Raw genomic sequence first — 21,037 nt, 5'->3', positions numbered from 1 at the left:
CAGCGGCAGCATGAACAAGCCGAAGGAAACGACGTAAGCTCCACCGGCGGTTTTGCCTGATAACCGATGGTCGAGTCCTCAGCTGCATCCCATGAGCCCGAGCAGGGCCAGGACCCGCCATCCCCGCCTGCCTTCGGTGAGGGGGGTCCTGGCACCGAGCCAGCGCCAGCCACCGAGCCCGTGGCTGATCCAGCTCCCCAGGCAGCAGGCGAGCCTGAGCCTGAGCCTGAGCCCCAGGCCCAGGCCCAGCCCCAGGCTTCAGTTGAGCCTCCAGCCACGGCCCAGCCCGCCCCTGAACCAGAAGTTCAACCCACTCCTGTTGTGGAACCCACTGCTGTTGTGGAGTCCACGCCGGTTGTGGAGCCCACGGCCGATCCAGCCGTGGCCAGCAGCCTCTCCATCCCTGCCAGCGAAGACAGTGCCGCCAGCGACGGAGGCGGCGAGTGGGAGCTGCTGCGCGGCAAACTGCGCGACTGGTTCAGCCAGGGAGACATCCAGCAGCTGCTGCACCAGTACGCCGGCCCCCTGAAGCTGCTGGCGGGCTTTGTGGGTCTGCTGCTGCTGCTGCGGATCTACGCCGCCCTGCTGGGGGCGATCGAGAGCCTGCCCCTGCTGCCGGGCCTGCTGGAGCTGGCCGGGGTGATCTGGCTGGGCCGCTTCGGGCTCACCCGCCTGGCGCGCAGCAGCGACCGACAGGCTCTGCTGGCCTCGTGGCGGCAGCGCTGGGCAGCCTTTCGCGGTCAACCCTGAGGTCAGCCTCAGGGTTGCTGCAGCCTTGGACTGGCCAGACCGGTTGATAGCTTGGCCCGACTGCAGAAACCCCAGTGGTGTCCATTCAGTTAGGTCGATCCCGAACCATTCGCCGCGCCTATGGGATCGACGAGATCGCCCTGGTGCCCGGCGGTCGCACCGTGGATCCCGAGGTGACGGACAGTCGCTGGACCATTGCCGGCATTGAGCGGGAGATCCCGATCATCGCCAGCGCCATGGACGGTGTGGTCGATGTGGCGATGGCGGTGGAACTGTCCCGGCTCGGGGCCCTGGGGGTGCTGAACCTCGAGGGGGTCCAGTGTCGCTACGACGACCCCAATCCGATCCTGGATCGCATGGCGGCGGTGGGCAAGGAAGCCTTCGTGCCGCTGATGCAGGAGCTCTACGCGCAGCCCGTGCGCGAAGACCTGATCCGCCAGCGCATCGCGGCGATCAAAGCCGGCGGGGGCATCGCCGCCGTCAGTGCCACCCCGGCGGCAGCCCTGCGCTTCGGTCAGGCGGTGGCCGAAGCCGGCGCCGATCTCTTTTTTGTCCAGGCCACGGTGGTCTCCACCGACCACATCGGTCCGGCCGGCCGCGAGACCCTCGATCTGGCCGCCCTCTGCCGTGATCTCGGCATTCCAGTGGTGATCGGCAACTGCGTCACCTATGAGGTGGCCCTCGAGCTGATGCGTGCCGGCGCCGCCGCGGTGATGGTGGGCATTGGCCCCGGTGCCGCCTGCACCTCAAGGGGCGTGCTGGGAGTGGGCATCCCACAGGCCACAGCCGTGGCCGATTGCGCCTCCGCCCGCGACGACCACGAACGGGAGACCGGCCGGTACGTGCCGATCGTTGCCGACGGCGGCATCGTCACCGGCGGAGACATCTGCAAGTGCATCGCCTGCGGTGCCGATGCGGTGATGATCGGCTCACCGATCGCCCGGGCCACGGAAGCCCCCGGCCGGGGCTTCCACTGGGGCATGGCCACCCCCAGCCCCGTGCTGCCGCGGGGCACCAGGATCAGCGTCGGCACCACCGGCAGCCTTGAGAAGATCCTGCGCGGGCCCGCCAGCCTCGACGACGGCACCCAGAATCTCCTCGGTGCCCTGCGCACCTCAATGGGAACCCTTGGTGCGCGCACGATCAAGGAGATGCAACAGGTGGATGTGGTGGTGGCTCCATCCCTGCTCACCGAGGGCAAGGTGTATCAGAAAGCCCAGCAGCTGGGCATGGGCAAGTAGATCCGCGCCGCTGGAGCGATCGCCCGGCCCGAAACGACGGAGTCTCAGCGGAGACGGGCGTTAACCTCAAGCTGTGGGGGCTCCGGCTCGCACACTCCTCACACCAACCCGCCCGGCGCGTCCGGGCATTTTGTCTTCCTACGGTCCCCCCGCCGAACTGGGGGATTCAAGGGCCTCGTTGCTAGATTCCAGGTACCTTGTCCCCTCCCTCGGATGTCCAGCGCCACCGCCGTCACCGATGCTTCCTTTGAGCTGGACGTGCTCAAAAGTGACGTGCCCGTGCTGGTTGATTTCTGGGCCCCCTGGTGTGGTCCCTGCCGCATGGTGGCCCCGATCGTCGACGAGATCGCCAAGGAATTCGAAGGCAAGTTGAAGGTCTTCAAGCTCAACACCGACGAGAACCCCAACGTCGCCAGCCAGTACGGCATCCGCAGCATCCCCACCCTGATGATTTTCAAGGGCGGTCAGAAAGTGGACACCGTGGTGGGCGCGGTACCCAAGAACACCCTCTCCGGCACGATCGCCAAATACCTCTGAGCAGTCCCTCCGCTCCTGCCGCCACCACTCCAGTGCTGTCGCCCGCCTCCGGCCCCCTGGAGCGGCTGGGCCAATCCCTCGTTGACCACCCCCACCGCCTGTTGATCGAGCGGTCGCTGCACTCAATCCTGGAGATGGCCCGGATCGCCGATGAAACGGCCGACTGGCAGCTGATCTCCGGCGCACTCAGCGATCTGCATGACGCCCTCTCTGCGTTCCATCCCCACCGCAGATCCCGCAAGGTCACGGTGTTCGGATCAGCCCGCAGCCTGCCGCAGAGCTCCACGTATCAGCTGGCCGAACAGGTGGGCCGTGAAGCGATGGCGGCTGGTTTTGAGGTGATCACCGGCGCCGGTGGTGGGGTGATGGAAGCGGCCAACCGGGGAGCGGGAGCGGAACACAGCTTCGGCCTCAACATCCAGCTCCCCTTCGAGCAGGCCCCCAACCCCTACGTGGCGGCGGCAGGCGATCGGCTGGTGGATTTTCGCTACTTCTTCACCCGCAAGCTGTTCTTCCTGCGGGAGAGCGATGCCCTGGTGGTGCTCCCTGGCGGCTTCGGCACCCTCGATGAACTGTTTGAGGCCCTCACCTTGATCCAGACGGGGCGTACGGCTCCGATTCCGGTGGTGTTGCTGGCGCCCGCGGCATCGGAGCTCTGGCAACAGTGGCCCCAGGACCTGCTCAGCGGGCTGGAGCGGGAGGGGTTGATCGGTCCGGACGACGGTGGCCTGGTCAGCCATGCCGGCAGCGCCCGTGAGGCGATCGATCTGATCCGCCACTTCTATCGGGTGTTCCACACCACCCGCGTCAGCGACGACGGACTGGAGCTGCTTCTGCACGTGCCCCTTGCAGAAGCGGATCTGCTGGCGATCCGCTCCGGCTTCCAGGACCTGCTGAGCAGTGGCGATTTCGAGCTGGGGGAGAGCTGCGATGACAACGATCTGCTGCGGCCCTGTCTGCGCTTCGACTTCGACCAACGCCGCGCCGGCCGCCTCTACCAACTCATCGCCGCCATCAACGCCCTCGATCTGCCCCGCTGTGACGATCTGCTCCACCCCGAGCAGCGCAGCTGCCTGGGGTCGCCGCCATGAGCGCTCGCATCGGTCTGGTCGATTACGGCATGGGCAACCTGCATTCGGTGGCGCGGGCCGTGGAGCGCCTTGGTGTTGAACTGATTTCGGTGCCCGATGCCCCGGCGATGGAGGCCTGCGACGCGCTGATCCTGCCGGGGGTGGGATCGTTCGATCCAGCCATGGAGCGCCTTCACCAGGCCCAGCTGGTGGAGCCCCTGCGCGAGTGGAGCACCAGAGGACGCCCCCTGCTGGGGATCTGCCTGGGGCTGCAGTTGCTGTTCGAGGGGAGCGAGGAGGGGAAGATGGCAGGTCTGGGCCTGCTCAAGGGCCAGGTGCGGGCCCTGCCCTCCACGCCAGGACATCCCATCCCCCACATGGGCTGGGCGCCGTTGATCTCCACCAACCCCAGCCCCCTGCTGCCCGAAGGACATCCAGCGGCCTGGGTCTACTTCGTGCACTCCTACGCCGCCGCTCCCGACGATCCGACCTGCAGCACCGCCGCGGTCCTGTTCGCCGATCGACCGGTGACAGCGGCGGTGTGGCAGGGGTCCCTGGCGGCCTGTCAGTTTCACCCTGAGAAGTCGGGGCCCCAGGGGCAGCGCATGCTCCAGCGCTGGCTGCACTGGCTGGAGCAGAGCGCAGCGTGACTCTGAAGCTCAGCGGCGGTCGCAAGCTGATCAGTCCGCCAGGACAGCAGACCCGCCCCACCAGCTCCAGGCTGCGGCTGGCGGTGCTCAACCTGTTGGCGAGTGACCTGAGCGGTTGCCGCTGGCTCGAGCTCTGCTGCGGCAGCGGCGTGATGGGCTGCGAAGCCCTGCAGCGCGGCGCCCGGCAGGTGGTGGCGGTGGATCACGACCAGGCCACCCTCGCCATCGCCCGGCGCAATCTGGAGGCCGTCAAGGCCGGGGTGAATCCCAGCTGTGACCTGCGGGTGATCAGGGCCTCACTGCCGCAGTGGCTGGGCCAGAGCCCGGCACAACGGCTGGGAGCCGACACAGCCGCCGGCTTCGATCTGATCTATGCCGATCCCCCCTACGCCTCAGCCCTCTACGCACCGCTGGCCGAAGCGGTGGCCACTTCGGGCTGGCTGGCTCCGGGTGGACAGCTGTTGTGGGAATGCTCCAGCAGCGCCTACCCCGAAGTTCCTGCCGGCTGGCAGCTGAGCGACAAGCGGCGCTATGGCAGTTGCGGCCTGATGATCCTGGTGCCTGCAGCCTGACTCAGCCGCCCAGGGCACTGCCACGGCGGTACTGGTTCCAGGCCGCGACGAACAGACCCATGATCGTGATCGGGATCAGACCCAGAACGATGCCGCAGAGAAGGGGTTCGATCATCGGGAGCCGGAAGTTGTGCCTGACGCAATTCTCCCACGGCCAAGGCAGGCTGTGTGGGTCTTCCGAGTGATCCGTGACCGGCGATCCTTCCACCCTCCTGGAGGCCACCCCGGCGCCGGTGCAGCGCCGGGGCCTGATCACCGCCCTGGTGCTGCTGGCTGCTGTCGGTTGCATCCTGCTGTTGCTGTTTGTCCTGCCAGCGGCCCGCAGCGACCCATACACCCGGCGCACCCTGGAACTCACGGGCTCGCTCGAAACCGGTGGACGCCTGTTCCGGATGAACTGCGCCGGCTGTCATGGCATCGCCGCCCAGGGGCTGGTGGGGCCCAGCCTGCAGGGGGTGAGCCAACGCCGCAACGATCGTCAGCTGATCCGCCAGGTGGTGAGCGGCCGCACTCCACCGATGCCGCGCTTCCAGCCTGAACCCCAGGCCATGGCCGACCTGCTGGCCCATCTCCGCAGCCTGGAGTGAGCGGCGGCACGCCCTCCGGCACAGACGAAACCAGGCGGGAACAACCCCTGGCCCTGGTGCTGGTGGAGCCCGCCGGCCCCCTCAATGTGGGCAGTGTGGCCAGGCTCTGCGCCAATTTCGATCTTCACGACCTGCGGCTGGTGGCTCCCCGCTGCGATCACCTCGGTGAGGAGGCGCGGCGCATGGCCGTCCACGCCGGAGCCGTGCTGGAAGGAGCACGGCTCTATCCGGATCTGGCGGCAGCCCTCGCCGACCGCACCCGGGTGGTGGCGGCCAGTGGACGGGTCGACTCGCAGGCCCTGCCCATCGAAGGCCCTTCCGAAGCCATCCCCTGGCTGCTGGAGCAGCAGGCCAGGCCCAATCCAGGCGATCAAGCCAGTGCTCCGGCGCTGGTGTTCGGGCGGGAGGACCGGGGTCTGAGCACCGATGAGCTGCTCCAGGCCGGCCGCATTCTGCGGATCGGCACCGATGCCGGATACCCCTCCCTCAACCTCTCCCATGCGGTGGCGGTCAGCCTGCACGAGCTGCGTCGCTGCCGGCAAGCGGGCGCGCCAGGCCGAAGCAGCGATCCGGCGGCGGTGGCCGGCCCCGAGCCCGCCCCCCGGGAGCGGCTGGAGGCCGCCCTCGCCGATGCCGAGGAATTGCTGCTGGAGGTGGGGTTTCTTCTCCCTCACACGGCCCATGCCCGCATGGCCAAGCTGCGGGCCCTGCTGCAGCGGGCCCAGATCAGCTCCGAGGAAGTGGCCCTGGTCCGGGGCATGGTCCGTCAGCTGCGCTGGGCCAGCCAGCGGAGAACCCCCTAAGGTCCAGCCATCTCCGTCGCCCCCGGCTGCATCGTGCCTACGGGTCGCTCCCCCCGTTCCGGATCCCCCGGCTGGTTTCAGCCCTTCGCCCTCGTCCTGCGCCTGGTGGTGATGGGCCTCGGCCTCGGGGTGCTCACCGGCACCGCCTTGAAACAACTGGCGCCGAAGCTGGCCCAGGGGGCGATGGAAGCCCCCAAGGCCAGCAGCGCCAGCTCACCGGTGCCCACCCCCAAGGGAGGCCTGGCCCTGGGCCGCTTCGAGCCGAGGGTGGAGCTCACCAAGCTCAGCCAGCGCTGGAAGGCCCTCGCCGCCCAGCAGAAGGACCTCAAGGTGGGTGGCTTCCTGCTGGTGCTGGATGACGGCCGCTACGCCCAGCTCAACCCCGACACGCCCCTGCCGGCCGCCAGCTCGATCAAGACCCCAATCCTGCTGGCCGCTCTCGACGACCTGGATTCCGGCAAATTGCGCTGGAACGAACCGCTGCCTCTCACCAAGGAGGTGATGGGCGGTGGGGCTGGCTGGATGGCCAGCCGACCTCTGGGCACCCGCTTCCCCTTCTACGAGGCCGCCACCGAGATGATCCGGGTGAGCGACAACAGCGCCACCAACCTGCTGATCAAACGTCTCGGTGGCAAGGCCGCCACCAATGCCCATTTCCAGGCCCTGGGCCTGCCCGCCACGGTGGTCAACAACTGGCTGCCCGATCTCGAGGGCACCAACACCACCAGCCCCCGCGACCTGGCCCGCTCCATCGCCCTGGTGGATACCGGCGAAAAGCTCAGTCCCCGGGCGCGCGACCATTTCCGCACGATCATGGCCACCTCCCGCACCAACACCCTGCTGCCGGCGGGGCTGCTCAAGGGCCTGGGGGGCAACTCCAGCGACCCGGACAGCGAGCTGATGGCCCGGGGCCTGACTGTGCTCAACAAAACCGGCGACATCGGCATCGCCTACTCCGATGCAGGCCTGATCGAACTTCCCAACGGCAAGCGGGCCGTGGCAGGGTTCATGGTCCAAGGCCCGTTCAACGACCCCCGCTCCACCGATCTGATCCGGGCCATGGCCGCCGCCGTGAGCCAGACCCTCGTGGGTCGCAGCGATCCCTCTCCCCAACCACGCTGACGTTGATGCCACTCCTGACCCTGGCCGCCGGCCTCCTGCTCAGCGCCGGCGTGGCCCAGGCCAAAGCCCCCGCAGCGGCCCCAGCTTCCACTCCAGCCCCAGCTGCAACGCCAGCAGCAGCTCCCACCACCACGCTGAGAACCCAGCAGGTGCGTCCCCTCAGCGGTGGGCTTGATCAGGTGCTGGTGGTCAATGACAACAACCCCGAGCTGATCATCGAGCCCGGCATCCTGCTCTCCACCTTCAACGGTGGTGGGACCCTTGCGGGGCAACCGTTCTCCAGGCCTGAGGCCCACCTGAACGTTCCCCTGCAGGGGCGCTTCGAGCTGTTCAGCCACCACGTCTACGCCGGCCGGCCGGAAACCCTCGACTCCGTGCTCTGGCTGGGGGTGGTGGCTGCTCCTGTGAACGGCAAACCCGTGCGGCTGCGGGTGCTGGGGGGGTCCACGGCCCTCTCCCAGTCGAGCGATCCTGGCCAGCCGGCGGCTCCCTTCCTGCCGCTGCCGCCGCTGATGACCCACGACGGCAGCTCCGTGTTCGCCGGCCCCGGCTCACGGGTGGCGGCCGAATTGCTGCAGAACCGCCGGGGCGTCGGAATTCCCCAGCAGTGGAGCCTGGCCCCGGGACAGCTCACCACCCTGCTGGCGCTGCCGATTCCCGTGAAGGGACTCGATCCCCTGCTCAACGGCCGCAACCTGCAACTGCGGCTGGAGAGTGACGGCCCCGTTCATCTGGCCACCCTGGCCGCCTTCGGCGGCGAGCGGCCACCGGAGCCGGAGGTCTGGAATCGGCTGCTGCGCGCCGGGCTCAGCTCCAAGGAGCATCTGCCCACCCCCAGAGGGCAGAGCGGCGGCATCATCTATTCGCGGGTGAGCGGGGTGCAGAACGGCAGCCGCTGGAGCGCGAAGCTCAGTGACCCCGGCAGCAAGGTGCTCTCCGTGCGCAGTGCACCGGTGTCGTGGCCGATCGCCTCGCTGGAGCGGGGCAGCCTGGGCACTGGCCAGGTGCAGACCGCCGAGCTCGAGGCCTTCTACCCCGGCACCGCCTGGGCCGCCCACGGCAACTACGGCGTCGAGTACGACCTGACGCTGCCCCTGGTGAATGACACCAAGGCCCCGGTGGCCCTGGATCTGGCCCTGGAATCTCCGCGCAAGACCGACAGGCCGGAGGGGGGGCTCCTCTTCAACCTCAACCCCCCTCGTGCCGTGGTGTTCCGCGGCACGGTGGAGGTGAGCGGGCTGGATGGAACGGCCGGCCGTCCCGCCGGCCGGCGCTGGTTCCACCTGGTGCAGCGCCAGGGTGAGAAGGGCCCCAGTCTTGGACGCATCAGCCTGGCCCCTGGCCAGCAGCGGCAGGTGAGGGTGCGGCTGATCTACCCCGCCGATGCCACGCCTCCCCAGGTGCTGACCCTGCTGCCAGCCCCGGCGCTGGGCCAACCAGCTGTGAAACAATCCGAATCCGTGCCGGCAACCCGTCCGTGAGTCAGACCCGCCAACGCAGGGCCTTCCCCTTCACCGCCATCGTCGGCCAGGAGGAGATGAAGCTCGCCCTGCTCCTGAACGTGATCGATCCCCGCATCGGCGGAGTGATGATCATGGGCGATCGGGGCACGGGCAAGAGCACCACGATCCGTGCCCTCGCCGACCTGCTGCCGGAGATCGAGGTGGTGGCCGGCGACCCTTACAACAGCTCCCCCAGCGACCCCGACCTGCAGAGCGTGGAGGTGCGCCAGCGGGCAGAAAGTGGCGAAACGCTGCCGGTGGAGCCGCGCCAGGTGCCGATGGTGGACCTGCCCCTGGGGGCCACCGAAGACCGCCTCTGCGGCACCATCGACATCGAAAAAGCCCTGAGCGAGGGCGTGAGGGCTTTCGAGCCGGGTCTGCTGGCCAAGGCCAACCGTGGTCTGCTCTACGTCGATGAGGTGAACCTGCTCGACGACCACCTGGTGGACGTGTTGCTGGATTCAGCCGCCTCCGGCTGGAACACGGTGGAGCGCGAGGGCGTGTCGGTGCGCCACCCGGCCCGTTTCGTGCTGATCGGCTCGGGCAACCCCGAGGAAGGGGAACTGCGGCCCCAGCTGCTGGATCGCTTCGGCATGAGCGTGGAGGTGCGCACGGTGCGCGATCCCGAGCTGCGGGTGCAGGTGGTGGATCAGCGCACGGGCTATGACAGCGATCCAGAAGGCTTCAACAGCCACCATCTGGGTGCCCAGGAGGCGCTGCAGGAGCGGGTGGTGGAGGCCCAGCAGCGGCTGCCCCAGGTGCTGATCGACCCCGATCTGCGCATCCGCATCTCGGCGGTCTGCGGTGAGCTCAATGTGGACGGCCTGCGCGGCGACATCGTCACCAACCGGGCAGCCCGAGCCCTGGCCGCCTTCGAAGGCCGCACCGAAGTGAACGACGACGACGTGGCGCGGGTGGTGGCCTGCTGCCTGCGCCACCGGCTGCGCAAGGATCCGCTGGAGCAGATCGATTCCGGTGATCGGGTGATCAAGGTGTTCTGCAAGATCTTCGAGATGGCCGACACCGCCCGCGACGCCTTCCAGCTGGCCCTGGCGGCCTGAGGCCTTGCGCATCCTCGGCATCGATCCAGGCCTGGCCCGTGTCGGCTATGGCCTGATCGAGACCGGTCCGCCCCAGCGCCTGCTGGATTGCGGAATGATCCGCACCGAAGCCGGCACTCCGGAGGGGGAACGGCTGGTGGAGATCGCCCGCGACCTGCGCTGGCTGGTGCGCCGCTGGAGTCCTGAGCTGGCCTGCGTCGAGAAATTCTTCTTCTATCGCTCCAGCACCACCATTTCGGTGGTGCAGGCCCGGGGGGTGGTGATGATGACCCTGGCCCGCCTGCGGGTGCCGGTGGTGGAGTTTCCGCCGATGCAGATCAAACTGGCCCTCACGGGATCCGGCCATGCCGACAAGAACGACGTGCTCGACGCCGTGATGCGTGAACTGGACCTGGAGACCCCCCCCCGCCCCGATGACGCCGCCGATGCCCTCGCCGCCGCCATCACGGCCTGGTTTCAGCGCTGATGACGGGAGCACCGGGGCTGAGCGACCCCAAGCCCCTCTGGAGGCAGCACTTCCGCCAGCGGCGCGCCCAGCAGCCCGAGGAGCAGCAGAGGCGGCTGCTGGAGCAGGCCCGCGCTGGGGTGCCAGGGCTGATCGGGGCCGACCAGCGGCTGGGGCTCTACTGGCCCCTGGCCGGGGAGCCCGATCTGCGGGAGCTGGCCGCAGCACTTCCAGGCCGGCTGGCCCTGCCGGCCATCCGAGTGATGGCAGGAGAGCGGAGGCTCGGCTACGAGGCCTGGCAGCCCGGCGACCCGCTCCGGTCCGATGCGGCAGGGGTGCCGGCGCCAGCGGCGGCGAGCATTCCGTTGCCGGCCGAAAGCCTTGGCCTGCTGCTGGTGCCGGCCCTCGCCTGTGACCGTCGTGCTCTGCGGCTCGGCTATGGCGGTGGCTGGTTCGACCGGCTGCGGGCCGATCCCGCCTGGCGCTCGGTGCCGGCGCTGATCGTGGCCCCCGCCGCCTGCGCCGTGGAGCAGCTGCCGCAGGATCCATGGGACGTTCCCTTCGACGGCTGGCTCAGCGAGGAGGGGATCAAATGGTTGCAACCTGTTGAGAGGCCCTGGCTTTGACGGCCCTGGTGCCGATCTTTTGCCAGGATCAGCGGGTGCGAGCCCCTGTTTCCTTGGACATCAGCTTCGATCAGTCCCGCCCATCACCCGCCCGGCGCGTCGGCGCCGGTGCCATCGGAGCCGGCACGGTGCCCGAGCGGGTGATGGCCGCAGAGCTGGGCCACCGCTCCCAGCCCAGCGAAGCCCTCTCGATGATGGTCAGCTCGATGGTGCGGATGGTTCAGGCCGGCAAGGGTCAGGCCGCCGGCAACCGCTGGTCAGCCTCCTGATTGCGCCTTAGCTTTCGGATCTGCCCCTTCGGACGCGACCACGCCTTGCCGATGACGACATCCCGCTTTCCCCGTTTCCTCAGCTTCCTCGCCCTGCCCGCCCTGGCTGCAGTGGTGGGCATGGCTGCGGCTCCAGGCCGGGTTGAGGCCCATGCGATCGAATCGAGCCTGGATCGGCTCGAATCCCTGCGCGAGGGACTGATGCTCGAAAGCCACTTCTCCAATGGCGAACCCGTGAAGGGCGCCATGGTGCGGCTGGTGCCCCCCGATGGGGGCCAGCCCGTGGAAGTCGGTCAGATGAGCGACGAGGGTCGTCTCAGCTTCAGCATGCCCAAAGGCGCCAATGGCGACTGGGAATTGCAGGTGGATGCAGGCCCGGGGCACCGCGATTTTCTTGAGGTGCCCACCCAGGCGGGCCAGGCCCAGCTGGATCGCGTCAGCAGTGCCGATCGGATCCAGAATCCCTCGCTCTTCTCAGTCCGGCAACGGGGCTCCCTGCTGCTGATCGGCGGAATCACCGGCCTGGGCGCTCTGGTGGGTGGTCTGGCGGTGCAGCGCCGCCGCGGCTGAAGCCAAGCGCCACACTGGGGCCACTTCCGCCCTGGCCCATTGATGAGCACCGGCAGCGACAGCCTCGACGCGATCGTGGAGCGTCTGCGGGGCACCAGTGACCCCAAGCGCCGCTACGAGTACGTGCTCTGGCTGGCCAAGAAACTCGAACCCCTCCCCGACGAATTCCGTCAGGAGGTGTTCAAGGTCAAGGGCTGTGTTTCCCAGGTGTACGTGGTGGGCCAGTTGGTCGACGGCAAGCTGCACTGGAGGGGAGATTCCGACGCCCAGATCACCAAGGGGCTGCTGGCCCTGCTGATCGCCGGCCTCGAGGGCCTGGCACCCAGCCAGGCGGCAGGTCTGGATCCCGGTTTTCTGGCTGAAACCGGCCTTCAGGGCAGTCTCACCCCATCGCGCGCCAATGGCTTTCTGAACATCCTCAAGATGATGCAGGCCCAGGCCAGGGGCCTGACGGCGGAATGATTTCTAGGATCATCGGTTTCGCGGCGCATTCGGCATGACCATCGGCATCGGCTTGCTCGGTCTGGGCACGGTGGGAGCCGGTGTGGCCGAGATCCTCACCTCCCCGCACGGCCGGCATCCATTGGTGGCGGAGCTGGAGCTGCGGCGTGTCGCCGTCCGCGATCTCAGCCGGCCCCGCCCCGTGACCCTGGCCCCCGCATTGCTCAGCACCGACCCGGCCGAGGTGGTCAACGACCCCACGGTAGACATCGTGGTGGAGGTGATGGGCGGGCTGGAGCCGGCCCGGACCCTCATCCTCGCGGCCATTGCCGCCGGCAAATCGGTGGTGACGGCCAACAAGGCCGTGATCGCCCGCCATGGGGAGGAGATCGCCGATGCCGCGGCCCGTCAGGGGGTTTATGTGCTGATCGAAGCGGCGGTGGGTGGCGGCATTCCCATCATTGAGCCCCTCAAGCAATCCCTGGGCGGCAACCGCATCCAGCGGGTGAGCGGCATCATCAACGGCACCACCAACTACATCCTCAGCCGCATGACGGATGAGGGGGCCGCCTACGCCGCGGTGCTGGCGGAAGCCCAGACGCTGGGGTACGCCGAGGCCGACCCCGCCGCCGATGTGGAAGGCGATGACGCGGCCGACAAGATCGCGATCCTGGCCGGCCTGGCCTTCGGCGGCTCGGTGGAGCGAGCGTTGATTCCCACCGCCGGCATCAGTGACCTGCAGGCGCGGGATGTGAGCTATGCCAGCCAGCTGGGCTACCGTGTGAAGCTGCTGGCGGTGGCCCAGCACCTGGGCACTGCCGCCGATGGCAGCGAATGCCTTGATGTGCGCGTCCATCCCACCTTGGTGCCCACGGACCATCCCCTGGCGGTGGTCAATGGCGTCAACAACGCCATTTTGGTGGAGGGAGATCCCGTGGGGCGGGTGATGTTCTACGGCCCTGGCGCAGGGGCCGGTCCCACCGCCTCGGCCGTGGTGGCCGACATTCTCAACATCGCCGGCATCCGTCAGATGGGCGGCACAGGCGGCGGGCTCGATCCGCTGCTGGCCGCCAGCCGCTGGCGCCGCTGCCGTCTGGTGGAGAGCTCCCGCACCAGCCACCGCAACTACGTGCGCCTGCAGACCAGCGACCAGGCCGGGGTGATCGGCCGCATCGGCAGCTGCTTCGGTCTGGAAGAAGTCTCGATCCAGTCGATCGTGCAGCTGGAGGCCAGCGGTGGCCAGGCCGAAATCGTGGTGATCACCCACGAGGTGGAGGAGGCCCGGTTCCAGGCCGCCCTCGCCGCGATTCAGGCCCTGTCAGAGGTCCAGAGTGTGGCGGCCTGCCTGCGCACCCTCTGAGGCCATCAGCAGAGCTGCTGATGGCCAGAACGAGTGCTCATGCCGCAGCGGTTGACGGGCAGGGGCAGGGCAGGGCCAAAATGGAATCAATCCGCCAGGCCCTGCGGATGCTGATGCCCTCACCTGTGTCCAGCTGTTGTCCAGCCTGAACGCCAGCTGAGCGATCCCTGCGAAACCCTGAGTCCATTCAGGCCCCTGGCCTCAACCCCCTTGATCGCTTCCCGGTATCCAAGCCCTGACCGCCTTCCCTGACAGCCCTGATCCGGGCAGCCGTTCGCCCCGTCACTCCGCGACCGCCATGACCCTCCATCAGGGTGACTGCGTTCACCTCAGCACTGATGTGGCCCTCAGCGCCGGTCCCCCGGACGGTCTCTCGGCGTCCACCTGGACCATCGGTGAAGCAGCCCAGTCCAGCGTGTATCAGGTGATCGGTGTGGATGCTCCCCGCGACCGCTGCTGGGTGCGGCGCTGGCCCCTGGCCCGGCACGGCTCTCCGGTGTTCGAGGTGTCAATCCGCCAGGTGCAACTTCAGCACCTGCCCCAGGCCCAGAGCTGCCCGTCGCGGTCTTGAATGGGCGCCATTGAGCACCCAGGAGCATCCTGCACGCTTTGCCTGCCTTGAAGGGGTTGCGCTCGCTCTCCCTGCTGGCCGCCCTGCTGATGCTGCTGCTGGGATGCCAGCCCCAGCGGCCCAGTGGGAGGTTGGTGGTGGGCAGCCGCACCCGGATCGACTCGGTGGACCCGGCTGCCACCTACAACTTCGGGGCCCTGCAGCTGATCAGCGCCCTCGGTGATCCGCTCTATGCCATCGATGCCAGGGGCGAGCTGCAGCCCCGTCTGGCCACGGCTTTGCCGCGGATGAGCCCGGATCGGCTCACCGCCTGGGTACCACTGCGGCAGGGGGTGCGCTTCCACGACGGCACCCCCTTTGATGCCGCCGCCATGGTGTTCACCCTGGAGCGCTTTCTGGCGATCGGCAAGCTCAGCTACCTGCTGGGGGACCGGATCGTTGCGGTGCGCGCCAGCGGCAGCCATGAACTGGAGCTGAAGCTGCGGCGCCCCTTCACCGCCCTGCCCCAGCTGCTGAGCGCCGTCAGTCTCACGCCCCTCTCCCCCACCGCCTACCGCAGCCACGACAAGCGCTTCCTCAATGATCGCTTCGTGGGCACAGGCCCCTACAGGCTCACCTTCTTCGCCGACCAGCAGCAGCGTCTGGAGCCCTTCAAGGACTACTGGGGAGAGCCTCCTGCCAACAGCGGGCTGGATCTGGTCAACCTCAGCAACTCCACCGCCCTCTACGGGGCCCTGCGCAGCGGCGAGGTGGATGTGCTGCTCTCCACCAGTCTGGAGGGCGACCAGCAGCTCTCCCTACACCAGGACGCCCAGCGGGGGCGCCTGCTCGAAGGGGTGGGTCCGGCCCTGGAGATCGGCTACCTGACCCTGCTCAGCGACCAGCCGCCCCTGAAGAACCCGGTGGTGCGGCGTGCCATTGCCCACAGCCTCGATCACGAGCTGATCAGCCAGCGGGTGACCCACGGCCTGCGGCCACCGCTGCGGGATCTGGTGCCCCCCAGCCTGAGCGGCGCCGAGCCCACGGCCTGGCCCGCCTTCGACCCGGTGGAAGCCCGGCGGCTGTTCGAGCAGGCCGGCTACTGCCGGGGCAAGAGGCTGACTCTGCCCTTCACCTTCCGCTCCAACATTCCCGCCGACAAGCTCTTCGCCCTGATCTGGAAGGAACAGCTGCGCCGGGATCTCGGCGACTGCATCGTGCTGGAGGTGAGCGGGATGGAATCCACCACGGCCTACCGTCAGCTCAGCGAAGGGGCCTTCGCCTCGATCCTGCTGGAGTGGATGGGCGATTTCCCCGACGCCGACAACTATCTGCAGCCGCTGCTGGGCTGCGACAAGGCCGAGGGCCAGCGCTGCCTGGAGGGACCCAGTGCCGCCAGCGGCAGCTTCTGGACCCGCCCCGGTCTGAACGAGGAGCTGCTCCTCAGCCAGAGCCTGCAGGGACAGGAGCGAATTGAGCTGCTGCAACGCCTGCAACGGGAGACCGCCGCCGCCGCTCCCTACATCCCGGTCTGGCTGGTGGCGCCGCGGGCCTGGGCCCAGACCGGGTTGAACACCCCGGTGTTCGATGGCTCCGGGCGCGTGGTGCTCAGCCAGCTGCAGCAGCGGCCGTCCGCGGCAAGGCCAGGGCCATGAGCCGTCGCCGTCAGCTGCTGGGCTATCTGGGCAGCCGGCTGCTGCTCGCCCCAGTGATGCTCTGGTTGATCGCCACCCTGGTGTTTCTGCTGCTGCGGCTGGCCCCGGGGGATCCCATCGACGCCCTGCTGGGCATCCGGGCGCCGGAGGCGGCCCGGCAGGCCCTGCGCCAGCAGCTGGGGCTCGACCAGCCCCTGCTGGCCCAGTACGGCCACTTTCTCGCCGATCTGCTCAGGGGAAATCTGGGCGAATCGCTCACCAACCAGACCCCGGTGCTGGAGGTGATCCGCCAGAGCCTGCCGGCCAGCCTGGAGCTGGGGCTGTGCGCGCTGCTGATCGCGGCGGTGCTGGGGCTGGCGGTAGGCTTCAGCGGCATCGCCCGCCCCGAGGGCAAGCTCGACCTGGCCGGACGCCTCTACGGCATCGGCACCTACGCCCTGCCGCCCTTCTGGGCGGCGATGGTGATCCAGCTGATCTTTGCCGTCTGGCTGGGCTGGTTTCCGGTGGGCGGGCGCTTCCCCGCCACTTTGATGCCGCCCAGCGGCAGCGGCTTCTACCTGCTCGACAGCCTGCGCGCCGCCAATCTCCAGCAGCTGGCCGGCAGCCTGCGGCACCTGGTGCTGCCCGCCTCCACCCTCGGCCTGCTCCTCAGCGGTATCTTCGCCAACGCCCTGCGCCTCAACCTGCGGCGGGTGCTGCGCTCCGACTACGTGGAGGCGGCCCGCAGCCGTGGCCTCAGCGAAACCCGGGTGGTGCTGCGCCATGCCCTGCCCAATGCCCTGTTGCCCGTGCTCACGATCACCGGCATCACCGTGGCTTCGCTGATCGGTGGCGCCCTGCTGATCGAGGTCACCTACTCCTGGCCCGGCATCGCCTTCCGGCTGCAGGAGGCCATCGGCCAGCGCGACTACCCCCTGGTGCAGGGCATCGTCGTGGTGGTGGCGGCCCTGGTGGTGCTGGTGAGCGTGACGGTGGACATGCTGGTGGCGGTGCTGGATCCACGCATCCGCTTCTGAGCGGCGCCTTCTTCAGGGGCCGATGCGGCGGCGCCAACGCCGGGCACTGGCGCCATCGAGCACGTAGGCCGTGACGCCATCACGGCTGCGCCGCTGCGGGGCCATGGGAATGGCGGCGTCCACCGACGAGAGGAAATCGGAGGTGAGGCTGAGCAGCAACTCCTGAACCCGCACCGGCTCCACCCCCACCAGGCCATCGCCGAGCCGCCAGAGGGCCTGCTCCTGCTCCTTGACGCGCACCACGGAAAAATGGCTGCCGCCCTCCACCATCACCAGGCGGCTGCGGGGATCGGGGTGCTGCAGAAACAGCGCCAGCTGTTCGCTCACCGGCGGGGTGACCAGATCCAACCCGCCACCGGTGATCAGCAGGGGTGCCTTGAGGCGTTCCAGACCCCGGCCAGGCCAGAGCAAGCTGCCGAAGCCATTGAAGCTCACCACGGCCGCCAACGTTCCGGGCCGAGCGCTCGCCTGCTCCGGCAGGGGCACCTCCTGGAGCTGGCACTGCAGCAGCCTGGAGATGTTGATCAGCGGGATCACATCCAGGGCCCGCTCGCAGCGGCGGGTCAGGCCCGGAGCCGGGCGCAGGCCGCTGGCCAACAGGGCCGAAAGCCCTCCCAGGGAGTGGCCCATCAGCACCACGGAGTCGCCCAGTCCAGGGATCTGTCCCTGTCGCTCCGCCGCCAGCACCGCCTCCACATCAGCCAGGCGGTCGGGCAGGGTTTCAGCCCCCGGCGGGGGGCGCTGGCCATCGAGCATCTGGCGCACCGCCGCCTCGTTGCTGCCTGGGTGCTCGATCATCAGCACCGGCCAGCCCCGGGCGGCCAGGCCCCGGGCCAACCAGCCCAGCTGGGCGCTGCTGCCCCCGAGTCCCGGCATCAGCAGCACCCAGGAGCGCTGGCGGGGTGCGACGGCGGGCCAGAGCTCCAGCTCCAGCGGCACTGGCCTGTGGGCCACCGTCAGGGCGATGGCCCTGGGCCTGGGGTCGGGCTGAATCGCCGCCAGCCTTGCACCGGTCTCCGACTCCTGGCGGAGGAGGCGCAGCGGCAGGTCCCGCAACTGCTTCAGCGCCAGCGTCTGCTCCTCCAGCTGCCGCCGCCAGAGGGCCGCGAGCTGCAGCAGACCATCGAGATCAAGGGTGAGCTGGGGCGTGGGCACCGCCTGCAGCAGGTCCACGAACCGGATCGGTTCGGGCCGCTGCAGGCGCTCGCGCAGGGTGGTGAGCAGCAGCACGCCACTGCCGGGCTTGCCACCGGCGAACAGTTCCCCCACCGCCTCGAGCACCTGACGGCCCGCCCAACTCTGCAGCAGCTGCAGGGCGAAACCGCGATCGGGCAGCAGGGGGGATCGCAGCAGGCTCAACAGATCCTCGCGGCTGCTGCTGTCGAGCAGCTCAAGCCAGATCCCCAGTTCATTGCGGCTGCCCGTCGGATCGAGGCTCCAGGCCTCGAGCTGGTGCAGGTCGATGGGCAGCGAGAGGCCATCGAGCCGCACATCAAGGCGGTCGGCCGCCCGGGCTGTGGCCAGCAGCAGCAGCGGCGACGCCGTGCCCAGCAGCAGACTGGCCAGCAGTGCCAGCCCCCGACGAACGTGTTGTGACAGAGCCGCAGGCAGGAGCAAGCCAACCAATCTGGTGGCTCCAGTTTCCCGCGCCGCTGCGCGAACTGACCGTGATCCGCCTGGTGGGCAGCTTCGGGGCCGGCGGGATCCTCTATCTCACTCCGGTGGTGTTCCATCAGGCGCAGTTCTCGGCCCTGGCGGTGGGTCAGGGGCTGGCCGCCGCGGCCCTGGCCGGCACTGTCGGGCGGCTGCTGAGCGGCTGGTGGCTCGACCATGGCCTCAGCACCACCCGGCCGGTGCTGCTGGCGGCACTGATCTCGGTGGTGGCCGACAGCCGGCTGTTCAGCGCCGACACCTTCGCCGCCTATGTGCTGGGGCAGGTGCTGCTGGGACTGGCGATGGGGATCTACTGGCCGGCGATCGAGCTGGCGGTGCCCCTGAGTGCGCCACCCCTGCCCAGCAGCCGCGCCTATGCCCTGGTGCGCACCGGAGATGCTCTGGGTGCAGCCCTGGGGGTGCTCCTGGGAGCCCTGCTGGCCAGCAGCCGGCACCTGCGGGGCATCTATCTGCTCGACATCGCCTGCATGCTGGTGGTGATCAGCCTGCTGCTGCGCTCACCCCTGCCCATGGCGGTGGCCGCCAGCCAGCTGGAGCGCCGGCTTCCCTGGCGCCAATGGGTGAAACCACTGCTGCCCCTGCTGGGGGTGACCCTGCTGGCCACAGCGATGCTGTCGCTGCTGCAGAGCGCCCTGCCACTGGATCTGGTGCGGGGCGGGCTGGAGCGGGCGCCGCTGAGCGAGAGCATCGGGGCCCTGCTGCTGGGCCTGCAGCTCAGCTTGCTGCTGCTGCTGCAGTGGCCCCTGGGGCGCTGGCTGGCGCAGCGGCCGGTGGCCTTCGGTCTGGGCTGGAGCCTGCTGGGCTTCGCCCTCGGCAGCCTGCTGCTGGCCCTCTCCGCCCTGGGCTGGCAGAGCCTGCCCCTGCTGGTGCTGGCCCAGCTGCCCCTGGCGGCAGCAGCGGCGGCCTTCCTGCCCACCGCCAGCGAAGCGGTGATCGAGGTCACCCCGGCGTCCCATCAGGGGATGGCCCTGGCCCTGTTTTCCCAGTGCTTCGCCATCAGCTCCTTCGTGGCACCCCTGGTGGGCGGCTGGTTGCTGGAGAACCAGAAGCACGGGGCCGGCCTCTGGCTGCTGATGACGCTGCTGAGCCTGCTGGGATTGCTGCTGGTGGGGGAGCTGAGCCGCTTCCATCCCCATGCCGCTCAGCGGCAGATCCAACCAAGGCTCTGATCCCCGTGAGCGTGGGGAGCCCTCAGGGCTCCTCGACCTGGTCGTTGACCTGATCGTTGACCTGGGTCCTGGCCTTCTGGGCACGGATCCAGGCTTCCGACTCATGGGGCAGCGGCTCAGTGCCGTATTCCCAGTCGTCGTAGTCGGGGTCGTTGCGGATCCGCTGGTGCAGTTCCTTCTGGACCTCGAAATTGTGGGGGTGATCGGCGGGAGCGGCCGGATCGATGGCCGCTTCAGGGTCATTAGCGGGGGACGTCTGGGATGAGGGCATCACCGGCCACTGCAGCTGATGCCATTGTCCCCCCTGACCGGGGGCGTTGCCGGCACAGACGCAGCGGCGGGCGCGCCGCAACAATGGAGCCGCCCAAGGGATGAGCCGGCCGTGACCTACTGCGTGGGCATGCTGCTGCAGGAGGGACTGGTGATGGCCTCCGATTCACGCACCAACGCCGGTGTCGATGATTTCGCCAGGTTCTGCAAGATGACCACCTTCGAGCAGCCCAGTGATCGGGTGATCGTTCTGCTCAGTTCCGGCAGCCTGGCCGGCACCCAGGCGGTGGTGAGCCTGCTGAAGCAACGGGCCAGCCGCAACGACGCACCCGCGACCCTGTGGACCGCCCAGACACTGTTCGACGTGGCCCTGCTGGTGTCGGATGCCATGCGCGAGATCGAACATCGCGATGCCCCCTCCCTGGAGGGCAGTGCGCTGACCTTCAACGCCTCCTTCATCCTCGGCGGCCAGATCAAAGGAGAAGCCCCACGGCTGTTCCGCATCTACGCCGAAGGCAACTTCATCGAAGCGAGCGAGGACACCCCATTCCTGCAGACCGGCGAGGCGAAATACGGCAAGCCCATCATCGACCGTGTGATCACCCCGACCACAACAATGGCCGATGCCACCAAGTGCGTGCTGGTGTCCTTCGATTCCACCATGCGCAGCAATCTTTCGGTGGGCATGCCGATCGACCTGATCTGTTATGAGCGCGGCAGCCTGGCGATTCACCACAGACGCCGCTTCCACGACGGCGACCCCTACTTCTCCGCTCTGAGCACCGGCTGGAGTGCAGGCGTGCGCCAAGCCTTCCGAGGACTTCCAGTGCTCGAGTGGGAGGAACCGATCCACCCAGGAGGCGAGGCTTCCTGATCCTTCGCTACATGCTCTGGGCAGCAAGATTGGATGCTGGCCGATGTGGACATCCAAGTGTCCCGTCCTCGAGATTTGCGCTTTAAGAGTTTGCTGAAAAACGAGCCCACGAGCCAGTTTTCCACAGGCATCAGTGGATTTCCGGCTCAAAAAGACGGATCGGCGGCTATCAGAGCCGCAAACTGCCCGATTTCGGCATCGTTGGCCTCTCTGCAAGACATTG

Annotated in this window: 26 protein-coding genes; 23 read left to right on the top strand and 3 right to left on the bottom strand. The window is 68.5% G+C overall.

The annotated features are described in order from the left end of the window. Positions 1-66 precede the first annotated feature (66 nt). The 6 genes from KQ304_RS02145 to rsmD all read left to right on the top strand — a co-directional run bounded on the left by KQ304_RS02145 (position 67) and on the right by rsmD (position 4,820). Positions 67-750: a CAAD domain-containing protein gene (locus KQ304_RS02145; protein ID WP_259735477.1), complete on the top strand. Its 684-nt coding sequence runs from the start codon at positions 67-69 to the stop codon at positions 748-750. A gap of 77 nt (positions 751-827) precedes the next feature. Beyond that, positions 828-1,991, top strand: a complete 1,164-nt coding sequence (locus KQ304_RS02140; RefSeq protein WP_259735476.1) for a GuaB3 family IMP dehydrogenase-related protein — start codon at positions 828-830, stop codon at positions 1,989-1,991. Between the two features lie 213 nt (positions 1,992-2,204). Beyond that, positions 2,205-2,528 carry a thioredoxin gene (gene trxA, locus KQ304_RS02135; protein ID WP_259735475.1) on the top strand — a complete coding sequence of 108 codons (324 nt, stop codon included), beginning with the start codon at positions 2,205-2,207 and terminating at the stop codon, positions 2,526-2,528. Between the two features lie 32 nt (positions 2,529-2,560). Then, complete coding sequence (locus KQ304_RS02130; protein WP_259735474.1) at positions 2,561-3,619, top strand: LOG family protein; 1,059 nt, start codon at positions 2,561-2,563, stop codon at positions 3,617-3,619. Then, positions 3,616-4,248 carry an imidazole glycerol phosphate synthase subunit HisH gene (gene hisH / locus KQ304_RS02125; protein ID WP_259735473.1) on the top strand — a complete coding sequence of 211 codons (633 nt, stop codon included), beginning with the start codon at positions 3,616-3,618 and terminating at the stop codon, positions 4,246-4,248. Before KQ304_RS02130 ends, hisH begins: the two co-directional genes overlap by 4 nt. Further along, positions 4,245-4,820: a 16S rRNA (guanine(966)-N(2))-methyltransferase RsmD gene (gene rsmD / locus KQ304_RS02120; protein WP_259735472.1), complete on the top strand. Its 576-nt coding sequence runs from the start codon at positions 4,245-4,247 to the stop codon at positions 4,818-4,820. Before hisH ends, rsmD begins: the two co-directional genes overlap by 4 nt. A gap of 1 nt (position 4,821) precedes the next feature. Here the strand turns inward: rsmD and petG are convergent, their stop codons facing one another. Then, positions 4,822-4,935, bottom strand: coding sequence for a cytochrome b6-f complex subunit V (gene petG, locus KQ304_RS02115; RefSeq protein ID WP_259735471.1), 114 nt, complete (start codon positions 4,933-4,935; stop codon positions 4,822-4,824). A gap of 73 nt (positions 4,936-5,008) precedes the next feature. Here petG and KQ304_RS02110 point away from each other — a divergent pair, with 73 nt between their 5' ends. The 14 genes from KQ304_RS02110 (at position 5,009) to KQ304_RS02045 (ending at position 16,827) form a co-directional block, all read left to right on the top strand. Next, positions 5,009-5,407, top strand: coding sequence for a cytochrome c (locus KQ304_RS02110; protein ID WP_259735470.1), 399 nt, complete (start codon positions 5,009-5,011; stop codon positions 5,405-5,407). Next, complete coding sequence (locus KQ304_RS02105; RefSeq protein ID WP_259735469.1) at positions 5,404-6,210, top strand: RNA methyltransferase; 807 nt, start codon at positions 5,404-5,406, stop codon at positions 6,208-6,210. The genes KQ304_RS02110 and KQ304_RS02105 overlap by 4 nt, the downstream gene beginning before the upstream one ends. Positions 6,211-6,243: 33 nt before the next feature. Continuing rightward, the gene (locus KQ304_RS02100) at positions 6,244-7,332 is read left to right on the top strand and encodes a serine hydrolase (RefSeq protein ID WP_259735468.1); all 1,089 of its coding nucleotides are present in this window, start codon (positions 6,244-6,246) and stop codon (positions 7,330-7,332) included. Between the two features lie 5 nt (positions 7,333-7,337). Next, positions 7,338-8,813, top strand: coding sequence for a DUF3370 domain-containing protein (locus tag KQ304_RS02095; RefSeq protein WP_259735467.1), 1,476 nt, complete (start codon positions 7,338-7,340; stop codon positions 8,811-8,813). After that, positions 8,810-9,895: a magnesium chelatase ATPase subunit I gene (gene bchI / locus KQ304_RS02090; protein WP_259735466.1), complete on the top strand. Its 1,086-nt coding sequence runs from the start codon at positions 8,810-8,812 to the stop codon at positions 9,893-9,895. The genes KQ304_RS02095 and bchI overlap by 4 nt, the downstream gene beginning before the upstream one ends. A gap of 4 nt (positions 9,896-9,899) precedes the next feature. After that, entirely contained in the window at positions 9,900-10,361 is a 462-nt protein-coding gene (gene ruvC, locus KQ304_RS02085) for a crossover junction endodeoxyribonuclease RuvC (protein ID WP_259735465.1), read from the top strand. Beyond that, a complete protein-coding gene (locus tag KQ304_RS02080) occupies positions 10,361-10,966 on the top strand; it encodes a 5-formyltetrahydrofolate cyclo-ligase (RefSeq protein ID WP_259735464.1) in 606 nt (201 codons plus the stop codon). The genes ruvC and KQ304_RS02080 overlap by 1 nt, the downstream gene beginning before the upstream one ends. A 35-nt stretch (positions 10,967-11,001) precedes the next feature. Beyond that, positions 11,002-11,235, top strand: coding sequence for a hypothetical protein (locus KQ304_RS02075; RefSeq protein ID WP_259735463.1), 234 nt, complete (start codon positions 11,002-11,004; stop codon positions 11,233-11,235). Positions 11,236-11,286: 51 nt separating this feature from the next. Further along, a complete protein-coding gene (locus tag KQ304_RS02070) occupies positions 11,287-11,805 on the top strand; it encodes a hypothetical protein (RefSeq protein WP_259735462.1) in 519 nt (172 codons plus the stop codon). A gap of 42 nt (positions 11,806-11,847) precedes the next feature. Then, entirely contained in the window at positions 11,848-12,267 is a 420-nt protein-coding gene (locus tag KQ304_RS02065) for a SufE family protein (protein ID WP_259735461.1), read from the top strand. Between the two features lie 34 nt (positions 12,268-12,301). Continuing rightward, a complete protein-coding gene (locus KQ304_RS02060) occupies positions 12,302-13,606 on the top strand; it encodes a homoserine dehydrogenase (protein ID WP_259735460.1) in 1,305 nt (434 codons plus the stop codon). A 298-nt stretch (positions 13,607-13,904) separates the two neighbouring features. Further along, positions 13,905-14,177 carry a hypothetical protein gene (locus KQ304_RS02055; RefSeq protein WP_259735459.1) on the top strand — a complete coding sequence of 91 codons (273 nt, stop codon included), beginning with the start codon at positions 13,905-13,907 and terminating at the stop codon, positions 14,175-14,177. Between the two features lie 89 nt (positions 14,178-14,266). Next, positions 14,267-15,811: an ABC transporter substrate-binding protein gene (locus KQ304_RS02050; RefSeq protein WP_259735513.1), complete on the top strand. Its 1,545-nt coding sequence runs from the start codon at positions 14,267-14,269 to the stop codon at positions 15,809-15,811. Continuing rightward, a complete protein-coding gene (locus tag KQ304_RS02045; RefSeq protein ID WP_259735458.1) occupies positions 15,808-16,827 on the top strand; it encodes an ABC transporter permease in 1,020 nt (339 codons plus the stop codon). The genes KQ304_RS02050 and KQ304_RS02045 overlap by 4 nt, the downstream gene beginning before the upstream one ends. Before the next feature lie 12 nt (positions 16,828-16,839). Here the strand turns inward: KQ304_RS02045 and KQ304_RS02040 are convergent, their stop codons facing one another. Continuing rightward, the gene (locus tag KQ304_RS02040; protein WP_259735457.1) at positions 16,840-18,453 is read right to left on the bottom strand and encodes an alpha/beta fold hydrolase; all 1,614 of its coding nucleotides are present in this window, start codon (positions 18,451-18,453) and stop codon (positions 16,840-16,842) included. Positions 18,454-18,494: 41 nt separating this feature from the next. Here KQ304_RS02040 and KQ304_RS02035 point away from each other — a divergent pair, with 41 nt between their 5' ends. After that, positions 18,495-19,670, top strand: a complete 1,176-nt coding sequence (locus KQ304_RS02035; protein WP_259735456.1) for an MFS transporter — start codon at positions 18,495-18,497, stop codon at positions 19,668-19,670. Between the two features lie 22 nt (positions 19,671-19,692). Here the strand turns inward: KQ304_RS02035 and KQ304_RS02030 are convergent, their stop codons facing one another. After that, the gene (locus KQ304_RS02030) at positions 19,693-20,022 is read right to left on the bottom strand and encodes a hypothetical protein (RefSeq protein ID WP_259735455.1); all 330 of its coding nucleotides are present in this window, start codon (positions 20,020-20,022) and stop codon (positions 19,693-19,695) included. Between the two features lie 30 nt (positions 20,023-20,052). On the opposite strand from KQ304_RS02030, the gene KQ304_RS02025 reads away from it, so the two are divergent. Together KQ304_RS02025 and KQ304_RS02020 are read left to right on the top strand one after the other, a co-directional pair. Next, the gene (locus KQ304_RS02025) at positions 20,053-20,814 is read left to right on the top strand and encodes a peptidase (protein WP_259735454.1); all 762 of its coding nucleotides are present in this window, start codon (positions 20,053-20,055) and stop codon (positions 20,812-20,814) included. Between the two features lie 33 nt (positions 20,815-20,847). After that, on the top strand, positions 20,848-21,037 hold a 190-nt coding region (locus tag KQ304_RS02020; protein WP_259735453.1), incomplete at its 3' end, for a hypothetical protein.

Origin of the sequence: Synechococcus sp. CS-1329 (assembly GCF_025128055.1) — a bacterium.
Lineage (GTDB): Bacteria > Cyanobacteriota > Cyanobacteriia > PCC-6307 > Cyanobiaceae > Regnicoccus_A.
Note: the sequence above shows the minus strand (reverse complement) of the source record. Positions and strands in the feature narration are given on the sequence as shown.

Coding starts and splice junctions, on each gene's coding strand:
- KQ304_RS02045 (WP_259735458.1), top strand. CDS start 15,808: ATGAGCCGTCGCCGTCAGCTGCTGGGCTATCTGGGCAGCCGGCTGCTG.
- KQ304_RS02050 (WP_259735513.1), top strand. CDS start 14,267: ATGCTGCTGCTGGGATGCCAGCCCCAGCGGCCCAGTGGGAGGTTGGTG.
- KQ304_RS02060 (WP_259735460.1), top strand. CDS start 12,302: ATGACCATCGGCATCGGCTTGCTCGGTCTGGGCACGGTGGGAGCCGGT.
- petG (WP_259735471.1), bottom strand. CDS start 4,935: ATGATCGAACCCCTTCTCTGCGGCATCGTTCTGGGTCTGATCCCGATC.
- KQ304_RS02055 (WP_259735459.1), top strand. CDS start 13,905: ATGACCCTCCATCAGGGTGACTGCGTTCACCTCAGCACTGATGTGGCC.
- KQ304_RS02080 (WP_259735464.1), top strand. CDS start 10,361: ATGACGGGAGCACCGGGGCTGAGCGACCCCAAGCCCCTCTGGAGGCAG.
- KQ304_RS02095 (WP_259735467.1), top strand. CDS start 7,338: ATGCCACTCCTGACCCTGGCCGCCGGCCTCCTGCTCAGCGCCGGCGTG.
- KQ304_RS02065 (WP_259735461.1), top strand. CDS start 11,848: ATGAGCACCGGCAGCGACAGCCTCGACGCGATCGTGGAGCGTCTGCGG.
- hisH (WP_259735473.1), top strand. CDS start 3,616: ATGAGCGCTCGCATCGGTCTGGTCGATTACGGCATGGGCAACCTGCAT.
- trxA (WP_259735475.1), top strand. CDS start 2,205: ATGTCCAGCGCCACCGCCGTCACCGATGCTTCCTTTGAGCTGGACGTG.
- KQ304_RS02145 (WP_259735477.1), top strand. CDS start 67: ATGGTCGAGTCCTCAGCTGCATCCCATGAGCCCGAGCAGGGCCAGGAC.
- KQ304_RS02070 (WP_259735462.1), top strand. CDS start 11,287: ATGACGACATCCCGCTTTCCCCGTTTCCTCAGCTTCCTCGCCCTGCCC.